The following is an 18,898-nucleotide window of genomic DNA, read 5'->3' as shown; positions in this document are numbered from 1 at the left end:
TTCCAGATGATCGGAGGGTGGATGGACTACGTACGGTCGGCGGGTTGGGCGGGCCGAGCCCATGGATCGGCGAGGGTGAGCGTGCCGTCCGCCAGGCCGGCGACCGTCAGCCGGCGGGCTTCGGCCAAGGCATCGGCCTGGGCCCGCAGCAGGTGCTGCCGGTAGTCGGCCTCGGCCAGCAGGGCGTCCAGGTTCTGCACCTCGTCCGGTTCGAGGTCGGGGAGCTGGTAGTCCTCGACGCGGCGAGCGGGACGGACCGCGCCGGGGCTGCGGGCGGTGCCCCGAGCCGCGCCCAGCAGGGCCGCCAGGACTCGCGGGGTCAGCGGGCGGGCGGCGTCGGGGTTGACGCGGAGGACACGGGCGGGGAAGGCGACGACCGAGAAGCCGTCGTGGTCGACGTACACACCGAGGCGGGGTGTGAGGGTGTAGACGACGTCGCCCGGTTCGGTGAGCGCCACCCGGTCGTACTCGGCGGCCAGGACCAGCCGGTCGATACGGCGTGCGCCGGCGGGCCGTTCGCCCGTGATCTCCTCGGGGCCGAGGACGGCGTGGTGGCCGTCCGCCGTGAGGTGCCGGTCGTCGACGCGGTGGCCGGGGAGCCGCGTCACCCGGCGTGCGGCGATGAGCTTGCCGAGCGTGGTACGCGCGGGCAGGCGGCCGACCCGGCGCAGTACGCCGCCTCGGTAGGGTCCCTGCTCGTCCTCGTACGCGCGGCTGTCAGCCGCCGCGCGCTCCAGGCGCGCTTCTGCCTCGGCGATCAGGGCGGGACGTTCCCTGACCTCGTCGGACCAGATCGCGTAGGCGGGCGGCGCGGGCGGGGTCAGCGGGCCGCCGAAGGCCCGGTCCAGGACGGCGACGGGGACCACGCGGCCGTAGCGCGGATCGTGGCCGTCGAGCTCCCGGAAACCCTCCGCACGCCAGAGGAGGATGTCCTCGGCGAGCCGCGTGCACACTCCTGCCGTGAGCTGCTCGGAGCTGATGTCGGCCAGTAAAACCATGCCCTTCGCCTCGGGAACGGGGTCACGGGTGAGCGTCCACAGCGCGGGGCGGTAGCCGGGGCGGAAGGGCAGCACACCGCCGGGGAGCGCGACGACGGACTCCACGACGTTGCTGCGCAGGATGGCTGAGCGGAGCCGGGACGCCTCGGTGTCCTTGAGTTCGTCCACGAGTGCGTCGGCCGGTCCCAGGACGAGGGCCGTGCAGCCGGGGCGGAGGAGGTCGGCCACGCGCTCTACCTCCGCCAGGGCCGCGAACGCCGAGCGGTCCTCACCGGGGCGGTAGGGGAGCTGAGTGACGACGAGGTCCGGGTCTGCGAGGCGTTCCTCCAGGTCGGGGCCGGTCTGGACGTCGAGGGCGAGTTCGCTGACGCCCGCGAGGAGGAGACGGCGGCGGATGATACGGGCCAGCCGTTCGTCGGGGTCGGCGGCGAGGACGGTGAGGGAGTCGCGGTCCTCGGTGGCGGCGAGGAGCGCGGCGAGCAGGTCGCCAGCGCGGGCGTAGGGGTCTGCGAGGGTGAGGGACTCGCCGTGCTCCACGCGGACGCGGAGGTCGGTGAGCTGGGTGAGCAGGCGGCGAAGTTCGGGGGTGACCGAGTCCGCGGCAAGGGAGTCCAGGCCGAGCCGGGAGCGGGCGGCGAGCAGCCACTCGTATGCGCCGTGCTCGTCGTAGGCGGCCTCGACCAGGTCCTCGGCAAGGCGAGCGAGGGGAGCCGCGGTGGCGTCGAGGGAGCGCAATTCACGGAGGACGAACTCGTCCTCCGCGTCGATCCGTTCGGCGCGGTGCAGCACGGCGGCCCACACAGAGTCGTCCGCCGCTTCGGCATCGCTCAGAGGTTCCTCGGTGCCATCGGTCAGCGGCCGGCCGTCGAGCCGACGCAGGCACAGCAGGCTTCCCAGCGCCTCGACCAGCTGCCACGGCGTGAATCGGTCCCGCAGCGCGACGATGCCGAAGAGAGCAAGCTCGGCACGGAGTTCCGCCGGGTCGGCGTTGCCCAGGCCGGACGCGATGAGCCACTCGGCGACCTGGGCACCGTCGAACAGGGGCCGTCCCGAGCTCTCGGACACAGCGGGCGGGAAGTCCGGGTAGCGGCGGCGCCAGGTGGACACGACGGGACGCTTCACCCGGGCGAAGGCGGCGATCTCGGACATCGACACCAGCAGGGGTACCGAGGGGCGTACTGTCACGTCGGGTAGACCGGCAACCACGGTATGCATCCCTCCCCCATCCGTCTCGTCGCGTCAGCCGATCCGGCTGCAACACCGGACTTGGCACAGGCCGTAGCTCCGCCTCGTCGCGGCCCTCCGCCGGACAGCACAGAACGATACGACGAATGAGCACATGATGGCTTCGAATCTTCGATAACCCGGGTTATCAGATCTACACCCTCGCCCCAGCCCTAGGTTTCGCGACACTGATCGACATCGTGATGCCGGAGGCAGCCCACCCCTTGGCCGGATGGCAACGGACCGCGCCGTCTCCGTCACTAGCCTGCTTCCAAAAGAATCTTCGGCGATTGCCGGGACAGGGGGATACAGATGGGTGACCTGGCCAAAGCAGTGGCCGCGCTTGAGGACAAGGTCAAGGACGTCCGCATGGTGCGGCAGATCGTGGAGCGTCTCGACACGGAGATAGCCACGCGCATGGATGAGATCGAGACGATCGGGGGTGCCCTCCTTGATGTGCACGGCGATCTCGACCATCAGATCGCCGAGTACGACTACACGGCCGTCGAGCAGTCCGCCGCATCCGTTCGAGGCCTGGTGGACGTGGAAGAGGTCCTTCCCGCGATCGACACCGTGCTGCTGCTCACCGCCCTGCGTGACGACGAAGCACTACCCGATCTGACTCTGACGCTGTCGTCGTTCCAGGATGACGACGACTCCTGGGACCATCCTCGGCTCTCGCAGCAAGACCTGGACCGCACGTTCGAGGCCGCCATGGCACGGGCGGATCAAGGCTGGGAAGACGGCGAGTGGTCGGACCAGGCCGAACAAGAATCCCGGCACGCCGAGTACCGCGCCCACGCCGAGCTGGAGGCGATCAAGGACCGCGCCCATCGGGCGGGGACTCACCTCATGGAGCTCGTCGATCACATCGGTGACACGCTCTGGCCCGAGCTCATAGAAGCTGTGGAGGACGGCAACCGGGACCGCGCGGTGCACGCGCTGGCGGCCGCGTGTGCTGCGGCTCGGGAAACCGAACCCGCCTACAAGCTGTACGAGGTCAACCTCTCGGCCCAGTACGAGGCGTCACCGATGTCCCTCGGCGCCATGGGCGAATCCCTGAGCGGCCTCGAGGCATGGGTGATGTCGCCCAAGGCCGAGTAACACCGTGTCGTCTCCTACACCGTCGAGTTGTAGTGGGCGTGCGCCTGCGACGCCTCGATGAGCGGCAAGACCCCCACAGCCCCGCCAGTGTGTCCCCGTCCGTAGCCGTAGCCGGGGGGAAGCTCATCGGCGGGTGCCAGTGGGGACGGTCGACGGGTCCCAGCTGTCCTCCCCGGGGAGGCCGGCGCCGGAACGGATGGGCGAGAAGCAGTCGTCATGGCGCAGAGACGACCTTGACCCTGCCCATTGCTGCTGGTCCGCTACCACCTGTAGTGCGTCGAGAACCGGGGGTTGGGCACGTGTGCCGGGTGTATCTGAGTCTGCTGGGTCAGTCATGCCGTGGTGCACTCGTCTCCCGGATCGACCGCTTACCAGCGCCGACTGCTCCGTGGAGGAAGCGGGCCCGTCCGATCATCGTCTCGGTGGCGGCGCATACAGCCGGAGCGCTGGTATGAGAACGCGCCGGGGTATCGCGATCATCGCCGTCACCGGCCTCGGTACCGCCGCCACCATGCTGGTGGGCCTCGTGACGAACGCGATCTCAGCGCAGTCGCGCTGGCCGGCGTGGCTGCACTGGCTGCAGGAACACCCGTGGTTGTCCTTCGTGATGCTGGGCGTGCTGACTGCCGCGCTCACGGCGTCGATCGCCGTCTTCGACGACCGTTCGAGGCCGTCGGCAGCTCCTGATCCGACGGTCCGTCCCGACGACGCGAGCGGTCTGCCCGGTGCCGCACGTGTGCTGCGGTCGCTGCCCCGGGACACCGCGGCCTTCACCGACCGTTCCGCCGAGCTGGATTCGCTGGTGCTCTCGGTTCGGGCCGCGCAGGAGAGCGGCGCACCGCTGCCCGTGCACGTCATCGACGGCATGCCCGGCGTCGGGAAGACGGCTTTGGCCGTACGCGCAGGTCACGTCCTCTCCGAGCGGTTCCCGGACGGCCAGCTCTTTCTGAACCTCAACGGGCATACCCCAGGACGCGGCCCCGTTCACGCGGGTGAGGCGCTGGCCTCCCTGCTCGCGGCCACCGGTGTGCCCACGCAGCAGATTCCCGTCGGTGACGAGAGCGGCGCGGTCACCGAAGCCCGGGCCGCCATGTGGCGAAGCCGGCTCGCGGGCAAGAAGGCTCTCCTGATTCTCGACAACGCGGCCAGCTACCGGCAGCTGGAACCCCTGCTTCCCGGTGGGAACGACTGTCTGGTGCTGGTGACCAGCCGGAAACGGTTGGCCGCAGACGAGGAGGTGGTCCTGCCGGTGGATGCGTTGCCACCCGAACACGCGATGGACCTGTTCGTACGGCTCAGCGGGCGGGCGGCGGACCAGCTCGACCACGACGTCGTACATGAGCTGGTGCGGCTGTGCGGCTGTCTGCCGCTGGGAGTGTCCCTCCTCGCCGCACGGCTCAGACATCACCCCTCCTGGAGTGCGGCGAACCTGCGCGACCGGCTGACGGCGACGCAGGACCGGTTGGGAGAACTGCGGGCTGGTGAACGCGGCATCACCGCCACATTCGATCTGTCCTACCGGGACCTTCCGCCCGAGCGGCAGCGGTTCTTCCACCGTCTCGGTTTCTACCCGGGTACGGACCTCGATGCCCACGTCGGCGCGGCGCTCGCCGCAGTCCGGGTCTCCGAGGCCCGTCGGCACCTCGACGCGCTCTACGACGATCACCTGATCGACGAGCACCCCGGTGACCGTTACCGGCTCCACGACCTCCTGCGCGACTACGCCCGCGGTCTCACCACCGAGGGAGACAACATGGACCAGCCACAGGCCGTTCAGCGGGTGTGCACGTACTACCTGTCCGCTCTCGCCGCCGCGAACGACCACATCGTCCGCAGCGGTGCCGCCGTGCCCTCTCCTCCCGAGGCCGGCCAGCAGATGGAGACACCCGCCCTGCCGTCACGAGCGGATGCGCTGAGCTGGCTGGAGAACGAACGCGCGAACATCCTTGCCTGCATCCGAGAAGCGGACCGCTTGTCGCAGTACGAGATCGTCTCCCGGATGGCGGCTGCCATGGCGCCCTTCCTCCGCCAGGCCGGTCCATGGGACCAGGCCATCGGGCTGCACCGGACCGCCGCCGAAGCCGCACGCCGGACCGGCGACCAGCAGGCACTGGCCGACGCCCTCGCCGAACTGGGAGTGGTGCGGCGTTTCATGGCCGCGTACCCAGAAGCGGTCGAAGCGCTCGAAGCAGCGGTGGCGCACTACGACGCTGTTAGCGACCGACGCGGCAAGGCGGACGCCCTGAACCAGCTCGGCATCGTCTGGTACCTGACCGCGGACAACACCGACGCCGCACGCGCCCAGACCGAGGCTCTTGCCGTCTACCGGGAGCTGGGACACCGCCTCGGCCAGGCCAACGCACTGGCCGATCTCGGCATGGTGCGGCGCCAAATGAGCCTCCTCACCGACGCGACGGAGGCACAGAGCGAGGCTCTGTCGATCTACCGTGAGCTCGGCGACCGTTACGGAGAGGCCAACTCGCTGCGCGATCTGGGAATCGTGCACTGCCTCATGGGCGCCTACGACCTGGCGGAACGCCACCACGAAGAAGCCTTCGAGATCTATGCCCGGCTGGACGACCCCGCTCACCAGGCTTACGCCCTGAACGAGTTGGGGGTGGTCCGGCGGCTGACCGGGGACATCGAGGGGGCCCGGACCGCGCACGAACGGTCACTGACACACTTCACCGAACTCGGGGAGCGGTTCGGCAGGGCGAACAGTGTGCGCCTCCTGGGGGTGGTGGAACGGGTCTCCGGGAATGCCGCTGCGGCGATCAGTCTGCTGGAGGAGGCCCTGGGCACCTACCGGGATCTCGGAAGCCGCGGCGGTGAGGCCACCGCGCACAGCGAACTGGGTGCGGCACACGCCATGCGTGGTGAACCCGAACGCGCTGCGGCGGAGTTCGGGCAAAGCCTGGAGATCCGGCGTGCCCTCGGCGACCGGTGCGGCGAGGCAGAGACGCTGAATCACTGGGGGACACTGCTCGCACCGGACGACCCGGCAGGCGCACGCAGCCACTTTCAGCGGGCGCTCGATCTCGCACAGGACACCCGCTGCTCTTTGGAGGAGGCCCGGGCCCTTGAAGGCATCGGCCGCTCCGGCCTGCTGCTCGACGGGCCCGATCAGGCCGTCGGCATGCTGCGGGCCGCTGTCGCCGTGTACCGCCGGCTGGGCGTGAGTTCGGCAGCGGACGACATCGAACAACTACTCGTGTCGCAATCAAGCTGAGTGATCGAACCGAGCGTGGCCGAATCACCCATCCTGACCGCTTCGCCGGGGATGCTACGTTCGCGTGTGACCCATTGCTGCACCCCACCGCATCATGCCTGCCCGATGCGGCCCCTGCGAGGAGTGTTGAAATGACGTCGTCGCCGCCATCTCCATCACCGCCGTCGGCTCCAGAGCCGAGTGCGCGCGCGGTGGCTGCACACCTCGGTGCCGCGACTCCGACGACTCCCGGTGCGACGGTCCTTGACCACGTCGCAGCACGTGTCCAGCAGCGGCTGGATGCCGAACAGTCCGTGACGAACCGGACCGGAGAGGGAGCTCACGGGGCCTCGCTCATCTGGCCCTGGCCCCTGTGAGTACACCCCTTCGATGATGCAGCCCACCGGCCTCCCTGCTTTCCGGACGTTCATCCTCAAGGTCGCCAACCGCTGCAACATCGACTGCGATTATTGCTACGTCTTCAACTCAAAGGACCAGGCGGCCCGTCGGCTGCCCGCCAGAATGAGCCTTGACGTGGCCCGGAACACGGCCCGCCGTATCGGCGCGCACGCCGCCGCACACAATCTGCCGTCCGTCGATGTCGTGCTGCACGGCGGAGAACCACTGCTCGCCGGTATCCGGCACCTCTCCGAACTGCTGGCCACCCTCCGCGAGACAGTCCCGGCCGGCACTCCGGTCCGCTTCGGGCTCCAGACCAACGGCACTCTGCTGTCCGCCGCGTGGCTGGACCTCTTCCAGCAGTACGGGGTCGCCGTGGGCGTCAGTCTCGACGGGCCACCGAGCGCGAACGACCGGCACCGGCTCAGCCATGCCGGGCGTTCGACGGCAGCCTCCGCCCTGCGCGGCATCGATCTGCTGCGGGCCCGGCCACACCTGTTCGCAGGGCTGCTCGCCGTAGTGGACCTGGCCAACGATCCCGTAGAGGTTCATGACCATCTGGCCGCGCTGGCACCCCCCGTGATCGACTTCGGGCTGCCACACGCGACCCACGACGATCCGCCGTACCGTGGCGACCCGAGCGTGCCCGAGTACGGCGTGTGGCTGAGCAAGGTCTACGACGCCTGGCTCGCCCGAACCGAATACCGGCACAGCGTCCGGATGCTGGAGGACATCGTGGCCCTCAGTTCCGGCGTGCACGGGTCGGTGGAGACGCTCGGTCTGGCGCCGCCCACCAGCGTGGTGATCGAGTCGGACGGTTCGCTCGAAGGCGTGGACACCCTCCGCTCGGTCGAAGAGGGCGCCTCCTGGCTCGGGCTCGACGTCTTCCACCACTCCTTCGACGACGCCCTGCGGCATCCGAAGCTCCGGCACCGGCAGCACGGCAAGGACGCACTCGCCGCGAAGTGCCGCGGCTGTCCGATCGTGGACGTCTGCGGCGGCGGCTACCTCCCGCACCGTTTCAGCACTGCCAGCGGCTACGGGAATCCATCCGTCTACTGCGCCGACCTGGAATACCTCATCCGTCACGTCCAAGTCTCCCTGCGGGCGCACGGATGGACTCACCTGAACGACCGAGAAGAGACAGGAGACACGGATGGCCGTGACGATCCGTCCCGCGGAGAAGCGGGACGTCCAGGCCGTGGCCGAACTGATCGAGGAGATCGAGCGGTACTACGGCACGGCCGAGACAGCCATCCAGCCGATCGATGAGCGCCGCTGGCAGGTCGAGGAAGCCCTTTTCGGCGCACCTCCGCTGGCCTCGGCCCTGATCGTCGAGGACGGGAACGGGGAGGTGGTCGGTCTCGCCGCCTACTCCTTCCTCTGGCCTGCCGCCGGTGCCTCCCACTCCCTGTTCCTCAAGGAGCTCTACGTCCGCAGCAGCTTGCGCCGACAGGGCATCGGCGCGCGCCTGATGGGCGAACTCCGCGCCCTGGCCGCGGCACGCCCCGGCTGCAGCCGGGTGGAATGGATGGCCGACCGTGACAATCCGGGGGCGCAGGCCTTCTATACCTCGCTGGGGTTCTCGGAAGCGGGCGGAAAAATTGTGTACCGCGTCGATTCCGGCACGGTGTGAGGACCGAACGGAGCGCAGCGTCACCGTGCCTGCCGAAGAGTGGTCGCGCCCTCGGTGTGATTCGCGGCTGCAGTGTTTATGCGGGCGTGCGGCTCATCTGCACCTCCGCCCACACCGTCTTGCCCAGCGGGTCCCGCGGGGTCCAGCCCCAGCGGGCCGCCAGCGTGGCCACCAGGAGCAGGCCGCGGCCCGACTCGCCGGCGGCGTGGGCCGTGGGGGCCGCCGCGGGCGGGTGTTTGGCGGCGTTGGCGTCCGCCACCTCCACCCGCACCAGGTGCGACCCGTCGTCGTAGGTGAGGTGCAGGCCGAAGTCGTGTCCCGGGGCCCGGCCGTGCCGCACGGCGTTCGCCGCGAGTTCCCCCACCACCAGGGCCACGGTGCACGACGCGTCCGACTCCGGCGGGTGGCCCCACGTGCCCATCTGCCGTACGGCGGCCTGGCGGGCCAGCCTGGCGCCCCGGGGGGTCGACATGAACTGCGCCTTCAGCGCGGTGACTTCCGGGGTCCTGCGCGGGCCCTCGTTCGAGGTGGGCGTTTCCGTCAGCACTGTGGCCCTCTTTCTCGGCTGCCGAACCGGTCTCAGGTGTCTCCGCGTATGCGGATCATTACATTCCGTACCCAAGAATCGTCCGATCGCCCTACGCTCGAAAGGTGACAGAGCATTACCTATCTGCCGGTAAGGAACGGAAGTGACTTCTTGGCCAACGGAATTGACCCCACCACCTCCATGGCCGCCCTCTTCGGCTCACGCGTCCGCAGACTCCGCACGGCAGCGGGGCTGACGCAGGCCGAACTCGGCCGCATGGTCCACGTCGTGGCCACCCGGATCACCCAGATCGAGCGGGCGTCCGGGGCGAGGCCCAGTGGAGGTGGCCCACGGCCGCCCCGGCGCCACCGTTCCCGTTCGTGACAGCAAGGCGCCCCTCGGGCCCGTGCTCGCCTTCCGGCCCTTCGCCTGGGGCGCGTTCGTGAGCGAGTTGAAGGCCGGTCGGCACCGGCTCTGAGTCGGCCGGGTGCCGGTCGTGGCGGGGGGGGTTCAGGTCCGCCGGGTCCTCGTTTCCGAGGGGCCGGTGGGCCACGGGCCTCCTTAAAGAACCGGTGAAAGTACTTCCCACCCACCCACCCTCCCCGTCCGTCACCCGTCCGTCACCCGTCCGGGTGACCGGCTTGCGACGGAGGGTAGTGGGTCGTTACGTTCGCCCCACCCAACCGAAAAGGTTCGGCCCCCGCTGGGACTGGCATCCCGCACGAGGGCCTGACCGATCAGGAAGTCGAGACCTTCCCTATGGCTGACCGCGAGTCTAACGCGCCTCTGTGCGCCGATGCCGGAGCTTCGCTGTCCGGCGTGATCCACGTCCGTACCCGGCTCACCGCCGGATTCACCGTCCTCTCCAACGCCCTCGCCCAACTGCCCGGCAGTGCGGTCGTCGTCGGGGTCGGCGCCTACATCGCCTCGCTGGCCGACGGCTCCCGCGTCTCCATCGACGCCCTGTGCGAGCACTTCGACGAGGGCGAGATCCTCATCTCGCGGGCCCTGCGGGCCCTCGAGGACGCCGGTTACCTGGAGCGGCGCCGTGAGCGGCAGTTCGACGGGCGGATCCGTACCCGCACGTACTTCTACGACGTACCCGGCGGCGACCTGGACCCCGACGACCCGCCGGAACCTCCCCAGCCGACGCCGCCCCGTCCCCGCAAAGCGCCCCGGCCGCAGACGGCGCCCGCAAACGTGCAGGCGGCGCCCACGGTCACGGAGGCCGCGCCCGCGGCCCTCACCACCCCCGCTCCCGCCCCCGCTCCCCCGCAGCCCGAGGCACCGGCAGCCGCCGCCGACATCGATCCGCGGATCCTCGCCGTGTTCACCTCGCTGCGCCGGGTCGACCCCCGTCTGGAGCTCTCCCGGCCGGAAGCCGCGCGGATCGCTCCCGGTGTCGGTGAGTGGCTCGCGGCGGGAGTGGACCCCGTACGGATCGTCTCGCTGCTCACCGAAGGGCTGCCCGACCGGTTCCACGGCCGTCCGGCCGGGATCCTCGCCTACCGGCTCCGCGAGACGCCCCTGCCACTGCTCCCCTCGTCGGCGGCGACGGCGCCGCCCGCCCAGGGAGACCGGCCGGCCGCCGTCCACCGCCTCCAGAACTGCGACGGCTGCGACCGCGCCTTCCGCGCACCGGAACCGGGCGGTCGCTGCCGGGACTGCCGACAGGGCGAAGAGCACCCCGCCGCTGCCGCCTGAACCGATGACGAGACACGCTTGACCAGCCCGGAGGCGAGAATGACACTAGGTGTACGACAATTGTCATACACACGGGGAAGGGAGGGAGGAATGACCTCCACGGCCAAAGGGAAGCGCCGTACCTCCTCCACGCACCAGAAGCAGGGTGGCAGCGGTGCGAGCAGCGTGGCTCAGGTACGGCTGCGCCCTGACGAGCTGGCGGATCTGCAACGGGTGATGCAGACACTCGACCTGCATTCGCTCTCCGACGCCCTACGCGAAGGGCTTCGGCTGCTCTCCCGGGAGGCAGCCGAAGTCGCCGCGGCTCAGCAGATCCGCGACTTCTATCAGGGCGCCCTGGCCCCGATGCCCGATGCGGTACCGCCGGCGACGGCGGACGAACTGGCGGCGGCAGACGAGGCCGAGTGGTGAACGCCGGCTCGGCCTTGCGGGGCGAGGTGTGGGGTTGCGCCCTGCCCAGCCCCATCGGCCCCCGTCCGGTGGTCGTCCTCACGGTGAACCGCGTTGCCGAACCGCTGTCGGCGCTGACGGTCGCCGTGGTCACCGGAACGCCCGGTCCGACCGTCACGCACGTTCCGATCGGTCCCGACTGCGGGGTGACCAAGTACGACGAGTCCTATGTGAACTGCACCGACCTGCACACCGTGGACAAGCCAAGACTCCGGCGGCGTCTCGGCCTGCTGTCACCGAGTGAGATGCGGAGTGTCGAGGAGCGCGTCCGCGTGATCCTGGGGCTGACGTAGCCGCCACGGCCGGGGCGTGCCGCGGCGGGTGCGGGGTCGGGTGGGAAATCGGTTGGCGGGGTGTCGTGGCCCCTGCTACGTTTCCGGAGGCCGTGCGAGAGAACGAGGAGGTGGTACCCGTGAACGCAGTATCGACATGGGTGCTCCCCTCCGGGGCCACGGTCGGGCGATAGATCGTCCGGGAGCGCCGTTCCAGAGCCCTCCCGAAAGGCACGATCGTGCACTTCACTTCCGAACAGCGCCTCGACGACGGCGTCCTCGAGCGCGAGTTCCTCCTCGGCGAGACCCCCGGCACCCTGTGGACATCCGGCTCCGCACCGGCCCCGCTGATCCTCATGGCCCACAACAACGGCCTGCCCAAGAGGGAACCCCGGCTGGTGGCCCGGGCCCGGCACTCCGCGGCGCGCGGTTACGCGGTGGCCGCCATCGACACCGCCGGGTGCGGTGACCGGCCCCGTTCCTCCGCCGACGAACAGATCCGCGCCGAACTCCGCCGGGCGATGCGGGCCGGTGAGCCGGTCGACGAGATCTTCGAGTCCTTCATCGGCCCGCTGGTCGAGAAGGCGGTCCCGGAATGGCGGACCACCCTGGACGCCCTTCTCTCGCTGCCGGAGACCGGCGGCCCGGTCGGGTACCAGGGGTGGACCGCCCTCGGCATCCGGCTGGCGGCGGCCGAGCCGCGCATCGCGGCCGCCGTCCTCTTCGCCGGAGGCTATGTGCCCCGCGCCGTGCGCGAGCAGGCCGGGCAGATCACCGTTCCGCTGCTGCTCCTGTTGCAGTGGGACGACGAGGGCAACCCCCGGCAGCGGGCCCTCGACCTGTTCGACGCCTTCGGCACCGAGGAGAAGACGCTGCACGCCAACCTGGGCGGGCACACCGGCACCCCGTGGTTCGAGACGGAGGACGGGGAACGGTTCTTCGACCGGCATCTGAGGTGACGGCGGGCCGCCGCGGCGTGTCCCGGTGACCGGTGCGGGGGTGCCCTTCCCGAGGGCCCCCCGCGTCGTCCTTCGGCGTCACTGGTTCCAGCTTTCGTCGTACGGGTCGTGGGGGACCGGGACCGGTTCGGCCGTGGTGACGTTCAGGTAGGGGATCGGGGCCCCGTTGATGGGGTCCGTGGTGCGGCGGGGGGTGTAGGTGCCGGTGATCCGCAGCCAGGTGTCCGGCTGGAGGACCGGGGGGATCTTGCCCGTGAGGGCCAGTTTCACCGGCTGGGCGTCCGCCGCGCAGCAGTTCAACGCCATGCGGACCAGGTACGGCCTGCCCTTGGCGTCCAGGGACACGAACCCGGTGATCTGGAGCGTACGGCCCGTCAGATGGCGGCCCCTGTCGTACGCCGCGCGGCCCGCGTAGTCCACCAGGCTGAGGCGCAGCACCCCGCGCTCCGGCAGTTTCGGGTAGCCGTACGGCTGTTGCAGTGCCGTACCGGTGCGTACCGCGCTGTACGAGCCGAGCGCCGGGGGCGCCACCAGGATCAGGGCGAAGAGGGGGAGGAGCAGGAGCCAGGAGACGCGGGGTTCGTGGTGGGGGTGGCCGGCGTCCTCGCGGTTCCTCGCCCGCCACTCGTACCACGTCGTCGCCAGTGCCGTCAGGAGCAGGACCGCTCCCGCCAGCAGGAGCAGCGGGCGCAGGCCCGCCTTCACGTAGCGGAGGTACAGGTCCGTCGTGCCCGCGTGGAGCAGGGCCCCTCCGGTGAGGAACAGGACCGCCGTCTGCGCCTGCCTGTTCACAGCAGCACCGCTCCCGTCAGCAGGGCGCCCGCTATCGCCAGTACGAACGTCGTCGGGGCGAAACGGAGGGCGAAACCGCGGCCGAACGTGCCCGCCTGCATCGCGAACAGTTTCAGGTCGATCATCGGGCCCACCACCAGGAACGCCAGCTTCGCCGTCAGCGAGAACTGCGTCAGCGACGCCGCCACGAACGCGTCCGCCTCCGAACAGATGGACAGGAGGACCGCCAGGACGGACAGGGCCAGGATCGCCAGGACCGGGTTCTCCGCCGCCGTGCGCAGCCAGCTCGCCGGGGCCACCGCCTTCAGCGTCGCCGCCGCCATCGCGCCCACCACCAGGAAACCGCCCGCGTGCATCACGTCGTGGCGGACCGAGGACCAGAACGCCTCGCCCTTCGTGCCGCCCTCGTGGGCGTGGTGCTTCGGGGGGCGTATCCAGTCCGTGCGGCCCATGCTCTGCCACAGCCAGCCCATCGCGCACGCCACCAGCAGGCTCCCCGCGAAACGCGCCACCACCATCTCCGGGTCGCGGGGGAACGCCACCGCCGTCGCCGTCAGCACGATCGGGTTGATCGCCGGGGCGGAGAGCAGGAAGGCGATCGCCGCGGAGGCGGGGACCCCACGGCGGACCAGGGCACCCGCCACCGGGACCGACGCGCACTCGCAGCCCGGCAGCACCGCCCCCGCGAGTCCCGCCACCGGCACCGCGAGCGCCGGGCGGCTCGGCAGCGCCTTCGCGAAGAAGGACGGCGGGACGAACACCGCCAGCGCCGCCGACAGCAGCACGCCCAGGACCAGGAACGGGAGCGCCTGCACGACGACCGCGACGAAGACCGTCGTCCAGCTCTGCATCACCGGGGCGGACAGGGCCCTGCGGACCGGGCCCTGGGCCAGTACCAGCGTCAGCAGCAACAGGGTGAGCGTGATCGGGGAGTTGAGGGTCCAGCCGTCGGAGCGTCCGCCGCCGTCGGCGGGTTCCGGGTGGTCCGGGTGGTCCGGGTGGTCCACGTGATCCGGGTGGTCCGGGTGGTCCGGGCCGTCCGTCGTCGGAGGGGGCTTCGTGAGGGTCACGGGTGCGTACCTCCGGTGGCGCGGGTGTGCTGGTGCGGGTCTCCGTCCTTCGGATACGGGCCACCACTTGTGCACGTTCAGCGGATGCTGGAACCACGCGTCTTCCTGGGGCAGTCTTTGCCCTCGTGGGGAGCGTTCCGTACCAGAGCCATCAGGGACAGAGTGGGCGCGGGCCGGCCGGCGGGCGGCCCGCGCACATGATCGTGTGCGGTGACGACGGGCTCGTGCACCGGCTCGCCGCCGAACTGCGCGAGGTCTACGGCGAACAGGTCACCCTCGTCGTACCGCCCAGCCGGAGTGCCGTGCGGCCGCCCGTCGTCGGGCGGGCCCGTGCCGCGTCCGCCGTGATCCTCGGTCAGGTCGACCGGGTCGTCAGCGCCGCCACCGGGCGCAACGGCACCGGCACCGGCGGGAGCGGCTCCAGCGGTGGCGGTGGCGGCAGTAACGGTTCCGCCGGGCAGGTCATCGAGGCCGCCGAGGTGAGCGAGAGCGTGCTCGTCGCCGCCGGGGTCGAACGCGCCGTCGCGCTCGGCCTCGTCCACGAGGACGACGAGACCAACATCCGCGCCGCCCTCACCGCCCGCCGGCTCAATCCGCGGATCCGGCTCGTCCTGCGCCTCTACAACCGGCGGCTCGGGCTGCACATCGAGGAACTCCTCGACCAGGCCGCCGCGCTGGCGACCACCGACGGCGGCGGCCCGGACGCGTCCGGCGGCGATCCCTCCACCATCGTGCTCTCCGACGCCGACACCGCCGCGCCCGCCCTCGCCGCCACCGCCGTCGCCGGCACCAGCAAGGTCGTCCAGACCGACCGCATCCTGCTGCGGGCCGTCGAACGGCCGCCGCCCGCGCCCGGCCAGGTCGCCGATCCCGGGCTGTGCACCCTCGCCCTGCTCTCCGCGACCAGCACCGACCCCGCCGGGGCCGACGGCTCCGAGGAGAGCGGGGAGCAGGGACGGCCCCGGCTGCTGCCGGACGAGGCCGCCGTACGGGCCGCCACCGGGCGCGCGACCGTCGTCCTCGAACAGGTGTCGTACGCCGCCGGTCCGTCCGCGTCCCGGTCCGCCGGGAGCACCACCAGAGAAGCGTTCAGGGGCGCGTTCGGGGGCGCGGTGGGCGGGGTCGTGCCCGCCTTCGCCTCCCTCTTCTCGCGGCGGCTGCGCTGGTCCCTCGCCGGGGTGCTCGCCTGCGTGGTCGCCCTCGCCGTGGCGCTCTCCCTCGTCACCGGGATCCATCCGCTCAGGGCCTTCTATCTGACCCTCCTCGATCTCTTCGCCATCGACGACCCCGCCATCGGGGACTCGGTGGGACGGCAGGTACTCCAACTCCTGTCCGGACTCGTCGGGTTGCTGCTCCTTCCCGTGCTCATCGCCGCCGTGCTGGAAGGGCTCGGGACCTTCCGCAGCGCCTCCGGGCTGCGCAAGCCTCCGCGCGGCCTCGCCGACCACGTCGTCCTTCTCGGGCTCGGCAAGATCGGGGCCCGGGTGCTGATGCGGCTGCACGAGCTGCACATCCCGGTGGTGTGCGTCGAGTCCGGGACCGACGCCCGCGGGCTCGCCGTCGCCCGCCGGCTGCGGGTACCGGTCGTCCTCGGGGACGTCACCCAGGAAGGCGTCCTCGAAGCCGCCAAGATCCATCGCGCACACGCGCTCCTCGCCCTCACCAGCTCCGACACCACCAACCTCGAAGCCGCGCTCTACGCCCGCTCCGTACGGCCCGATCTGCGGGTCGTCCTGCGGCTCTACGACGACGACTTCGCCACCGCCGTCTACCGCACCCTCCGCGCCGCCCATCCGCAGGCCCTCACCCGCAGCCGCAGCGTCACCCACCTCGCCGCTCCCGCGTTCGCCGGGGCCATGCAGGGGCGGCAGATCCTGGGGGCCATCCCCGTGGAGCGGCGGGTGCTGCTGTTCGCCGTGCTGGACGTGGGCGGGCATCCGCAGCTGGAGGGGAAGGCCGTACGGCACGCCTCACGGGCCGGGTCCTGGCGGGTACTGGTCCTCGAACGCGGCGGTGACGGCGGCGGCAGCGGCAGCGGTGGTGGCGGGGGCAACGGTGCCGGCGGGGGCGGGCGGGCCGAGGGCCAGTCCGGTCCGTACGGTCAGTCCGGTCAACCCGTCCGGCTCGTCGGTGACTTCGACCAGGACGACGCCGACTACGTCCTGCGTGCCGAGGACCGGGTGGTGCTGGCGATGACCCGGCGCGGCCTCGCCGAACTGCTGGGCCGCCGGGGACGGGAGCGGGAACGGGAGGGCGAGCCGACCGGCACGTAACCCTCCGGCTCAGCTCCGGCCCGACCCCGGCTCCGGCCCTGGCTGCGGGCGCCGAGGAGGCCGGGCCGGTGGGCCGCGACCCGGGGCGAGCTCCACCACCGCCCCCGGCAACGTCCACCGACCACCGACCACGACCGCCGACCACCGGCCCCCAGCCACCGACCACGACCGTCGGCCACCGGCCACCGGCCACCGGCCACCGGCCGTCAGTCCTTCGCCGCCGGGATCGGCCTACGCCCCGTCAGTGGTCCGCTCCCCCTTCCCCAGGTGCCGCTCCGCGAAGTCCAGTTCCAGCCGCACCTGCTTGATCCGCTCGTCCACCACCAGCGACCCGTGCCCCGCGTCGTAGCGGTACACCTCGTGGACCGCGCCCCGCGCCTCCAGGCGCTTGACGTAGTTCTCGATCTGGCGGATCGGGCAACGCGGATCGTTGACGCCCGCCGAGATGTAGACCGGGGCCCTGACCTCCTCCACGTACGTCAGCGGGGACGACGCCTCGAAGCGCTCCGGTACCTCCTCCGGAGTGCCGCCCAGCAGCGTGCGGTCCATGGCCTTGAGGGCTTCCATCTCGTCGTGGTACGCCGTGACGTAGTCCGCGACCGGCACCGCCGCGATGCCCAGCGCCCACGCCTGAGGCTGGACGCCGATGCCCAGCAGCGTGAGATAGCCGCCCCAGCTGCCTCCCGTGAGGATCAGGCGCGCCGGGTCGGCCAGACCCGAGGCGACCGCCCACTCCCGCACCGCCGCGATGTCCTCCAGCTCGATCAGGCCCACCCGGTGCTTCAGGGCGTCCGTCCACGCGCGGCCGTAGCCGGTCGAGCCGCGGTAGTTGACCCGCACCACCGCGTACCCGTGGTCGACCCAGGCCGCCGGGCCCGCCGCGAAGGAGTCGCTGTCGTGCCAGGTCGGGCCGCCGTGGATGTCGAAGACCGTCGGCAGCGGGCCCGTCGCCCCGGCCGGTTTCTGGACCAGCGCGTGGATACGGCCCCCGGGGCCCTCCACCCACACGTCCTCCACCGGCACCGACCCCGGGGACCGCATCCCCGGCGGGTCCAGCACCACGTCCCCGCTGGTCGAACGCACCACCGACGGCTCCGCCGACGACGACCACAGGTACTCCACGCTGCCGTCCGGCCGGGCCGTCGCGCCCGAGAGGGAGCCGGGCGGGGTCGGGACACTCGTCAGCTCACGGCTCGCCAGGTCGTAGCGGAACATCTCGCTGCGGGCCTCGAAACCGTGCACGACCAGCAGTCCGGAGCCGTCCGGGCACCACTCCGCGCTGACGTCGCCCGGCAGGTCGAGCGCCAGGTCGCTCTCCTCACCCGTGGCCACGTCCCACACCAGCGGCTCCCAGCGGCCACGCCTCTGGTGGCCGATCAGCAGCCGGGTGTCGCCGTCGACCGGCGCGAACCCCAGCACCTCCAGGCCCAGTTCCTCGGTGCCGCCCCTGGTGTCGTCCAGCTCGGCGACCGTCGTACCGTCGAGGTGCATCACGCGCAGCGCCGAATGCATCGCGTCGCCGTGCTCGGTGTGCTCGATCGCGAGCAGCGAGCCGTCGTGCGACAGATCGCCCACGCCCGCGGACTCCCGGTGCCGGTACAGCTCGACGGGGTTCTCCCCGACGCGCGCGAGGTGGATCGTCGTGCCGTCCTCGTCCGTGGAACGGCCCACCACCGCGACCTTGCCGTCCCGCGACAGGGCCAGACCCGCCGGGTAGGAGGGGTCGAGACCCGGGGTGGCCGGTTCGTCGGGACCGCCCTCGAAGGGCTGGCGGCGCCAGACACCGAACTCGTCGCCGTCCTTGTCGTCGAACCACCAGATCCAGCGGCCGTCCGGGGAGAGCACACCGTCCGTCGTGCCGTTCGGCCGTTTCGTCACCTGCCGCTGCTCACCCGTCGAGCGGTCCCAGGCGTACAGCTCGTACGTCCCCGTCGCGTTCGACATGAACAGGGAGCGCTCCGGCGCGTCCTCCGCCCAGTCGGGCAGCGACACCCGCGGCGCCCGGAAGCGCTTCTCCCAGTCCGGCATTCCCGGCGTGTCCGGCATCTCGGGCGCCCCCGGCCCAGCCGGCTTCCTCTCGCCCCGCTCGGGCGGAGCTGATCCGTTGCTCTCAGTCATGGGGCCATCTTGCCTGGTCGGACCGACACCATGTGAGACGGCTTTCACAGCCTGTGGATAACTTTGCCGAGCGGAAACGGCATCCGGAGCCGCCACGGCCGTCCGGTCCCGCCCCGCGGCCCCACCCCGGGGCCAGGCGCCCGGCCCCGGGGCCGTACCGTTGAC

Annotated in this window: 16 protein-coding genes and 1 pseudogene; 12 read left to right on the top strand and 5 right to left on the bottom strand. The window is 71.2% G+C overall.

Annotation, left to right across the window (positions count from 1 at the left end; genetic code table 11):
- Nucleotides 1-26: 26 nt before the first annotated feature.
- Nucleotides 27-2,183, bottom strand: coding sequence for a hypothetical protein (locus ABZ862_RS07830; protein ID WP_360953970.1), 2,157 nt, complete (start codon nucleotides 2,181-2,183; stop codon nucleotides 27-29).
- A gap of 351 nt (nucleotides 2,184-2,534) precedes the next feature.
- On the opposite strand from ABZ862_RS07830, the gene ABZ862_RS07825 reads away from it, so the two are divergent.
- The 5 genes from ABZ862_RS07825 to haaN all read left to right on the top strand — a co-directional run bounded on the left by ABZ862_RS07825 (nucleotide 2,535) and on the right by haaN (nucleotide 8,569).
- On the top strand, nucleotides 2,535-3,326 hold the full coding sequence (locus tag ABZ862_RS07825) for a hypothetical protein (RefSeq protein ID WP_360953967.1): 792 nt from the start codon (nucleotides 2,535-2,537) through the stop codon (nucleotides 3,324-3,326).
- 451 nt (nucleotides 3,327-3,777) lie between these two features.
- A complete protein-coding gene (gene haaT, locus ABZ862_RS07820; RefSeq protein WP_360953964.1) occupies nucleotides 3,778-6,555 on the top strand; it encodes a cyclophane-containing RiPP biosynthesis TPR protein HaaT in 2,778 nt (925 codons plus the stop codon).
- A gap of 131 nt (nucleotides 6,556-6,686) precedes the next feature.
- The gene (haaA, locus tag ABZ862_RS07815) at nucleotides 6,687-6,911 is read left to right on the top strand and encodes a HaaA family cyclophane-containing RiPP peptide (RefSeq protein WP_360953961.1); all 225 of its coding nucleotides are present in this window, start codon (nucleotides 6,687-6,689) and stop codon (nucleotides 6,909-6,911) included.
- Between the two features lie 13 nt (nucleotides 6,912-6,924).
- Entirely contained in the window at nucleotides 6,925-8,205 is a 1,281-nt protein-coding gene (locus ABZ862_RS07810) for an FxsB family cyclophane-forming radical SAM/SPASM peptide maturase (protein ID WP_360953958.1), read from the top strand.
- Complete coding sequence (gene haaN / locus ABZ862_RS07805) at nucleotides 8,090-8,569, top strand: cyclophane-containing RiPP N-acetyltransferase HaaN (protein WP_360953955.1); 480 nt, start codon at nucleotides 8,090-8,092, stop codon at nucleotides 8,567-8,569. The genes ABZ862_RS07810 and haaN overlap by 116 nt, the downstream gene beginning before the upstream one ends.
- A gap of 76 nt (nucleotides 8,570-8,645) precedes the next feature.
- On the opposite strand, the gene ABZ862_RS07800 is transcribed toward haaN, so the two are convergent.
- Nucleotides 8,646-9,116, bottom strand: coding sequence for an ATP-binding protein (locus tag ABZ862_RS07800; RefSeq protein WP_360953952.1), 471 nt, complete (start codon nucleotides 9,114-9,116; stop codon nucleotides 8,646-8,648).
- A gap of 150 nt (nucleotides 9,117-9,266) precedes the next feature.
- Between ABZ862_RS07800 and ABZ862_RS07795 the strand changes: the two are divergent.
- The 6 genes and pseudogenes from ABZ862_RS07795 to ABZ862_RS07770 form a co-directional block, all read left to right on the top strand.
- Nucleotides 9,267-9,434 (top strand): annotated as a pseudogene (locus tag ABZ862_RS07795) (helix-turn-helix domain-containing protein); the annotation flags it as partial.
- Nucleotides 9,433-9,573, top strand: coding sequence for a DUF397 domain-containing protein (locus ABZ862_RS07790; RefSeq protein WP_360953949.1), 141 nt, complete (start codon nucleotides 9,433-9,435; stop codon nucleotides 9,571-9,573). The pseudogene ABZ862_RS07795 and the gene ABZ862_RS07790, both read left to right, overlap by 2 nt.
- A 281-nt stretch (nucleotides 9,574-9,854) precedes the next feature.
- Complete coding sequence (locus ABZ862_RS07785) at nucleotides 9,855-10,799, top strand: helix-turn-helix transcriptional regulator (RefSeq protein ID WP_360953946.1); 945 nt, start codon at nucleotides 9,855-9,857, stop codon at nucleotides 10,797-10,799.
- A 90-nt stretch (nucleotides 10,800-10,889) separates the two neighbouring features.
- Nucleotides 10,890-11,210 carry a hypothetical protein gene (locus ABZ862_RS07780; RefSeq protein WP_360953943.1) on the top strand — a complete coding sequence of 107 codons (321 nt, stop codon included), beginning with the start codon at nucleotides 10,890-10,892 and terminating at the stop codon, nucleotides 11,208-11,210.
- A complete protein-coding gene (locus tag ABZ862_RS07775) occupies nucleotides 11,207-11,542 on the top strand; it encodes a type II toxin-antitoxin system PemK/MazF family toxin (protein ID WP_360953940.1) in 336 nt (111 codons plus the stop codon). Before ABZ862_RS07780 ends, ABZ862_RS07775 begins: the two co-directional genes overlap by 4 nt.
- Nucleotides 11,543-11,760: 218 nt before the next feature.
- Complete coding sequence (locus ABZ862_RS07770) at nucleotides 11,761-12,480, top strand: alpha/beta hydrolase (protein WP_360953937.1); 720 nt, start codon at nucleotides 11,761-11,763, stop codon at nucleotides 12,478-12,480.
- A 78-nt stretch (nucleotides 12,481-12,558) separates the two neighbouring features.
- Here the strand turns inward: ABZ862_RS07770 and ABZ862_RS07765 are convergent, their stop codons facing one another.
- Together ABZ862_RS07765 and ABZ862_RS07760 are read right to left on the bottom strand one after the other, a co-directional pair.
- Nucleotides 12,559-13,272 carry a TIGR03943 family protein gene (locus ABZ862_RS07765; protein WP_360953934.1) on the bottom strand — a complete coding sequence of 238 codons (714 nt, stop codon included), beginning with the start codon at nucleotides 13,270-13,272 and terminating at the stop codon, nucleotides 12,559-12,561.
- Nucleotides 13,269-14,279, bottom strand: coding sequence for a permease (locus ABZ862_RS07760; RefSeq protein ID WP_360954524.1), 1,011 nt, complete (start codon nucleotides 14,277-14,279; stop codon nucleotides 13,269-13,271). The genes ABZ862_RS07765 and ABZ862_RS07760 overlap by 4 nt, the downstream gene beginning before the upstream one ends.
- A 260-nt stretch (nucleotides 14,280-14,539) precedes the next feature.
- Here ABZ862_RS07760 and ABZ862_RS07755 point away from each other — a divergent pair, with 260 nt between their 5' ends.
- On the top strand, nucleotides 14,540-16,615 hold the full coding sequence (locus ABZ862_RS07755; protein WP_360953931.1) for an NAD-binding protein: 2,076 nt from the start codon (nucleotides 14,540-14,542) through the stop codon (nucleotides 16,613-16,615).
- Nucleotides 16,616-16,846: 231 nt separating this feature from the next.
- On the opposite strand, the gene ABZ862_RS07750 is transcribed toward ABZ862_RS07755, so the two are convergent.
- Nucleotides 16,847-18,733: a prolyl oligopeptidase family serine peptidase gene (locus ABZ862_RS07750; RefSeq protein WP_360953928.1), complete on the bottom strand. Its 1,887-nt coding sequence runs from the start codon at nucleotides 18,731-18,733 to the stop codon at nucleotides 16,847-16,849.
- Between the last annotated feature and the right edge of the window lie 165 nt (nucleotides 18,734-18,898).

Source organism: Streptomyces sp. NPDC047000 (assembly GCF_040644295.1).
Classification (GTDB): Bacteria; Actinomycetota; Actinomycetes; order Streptomycetales; family Streptomycetaceae; genus Streptomyces.
This window is presented reverse-complemented; position numbering and strand designations above follow the sequence as displayed.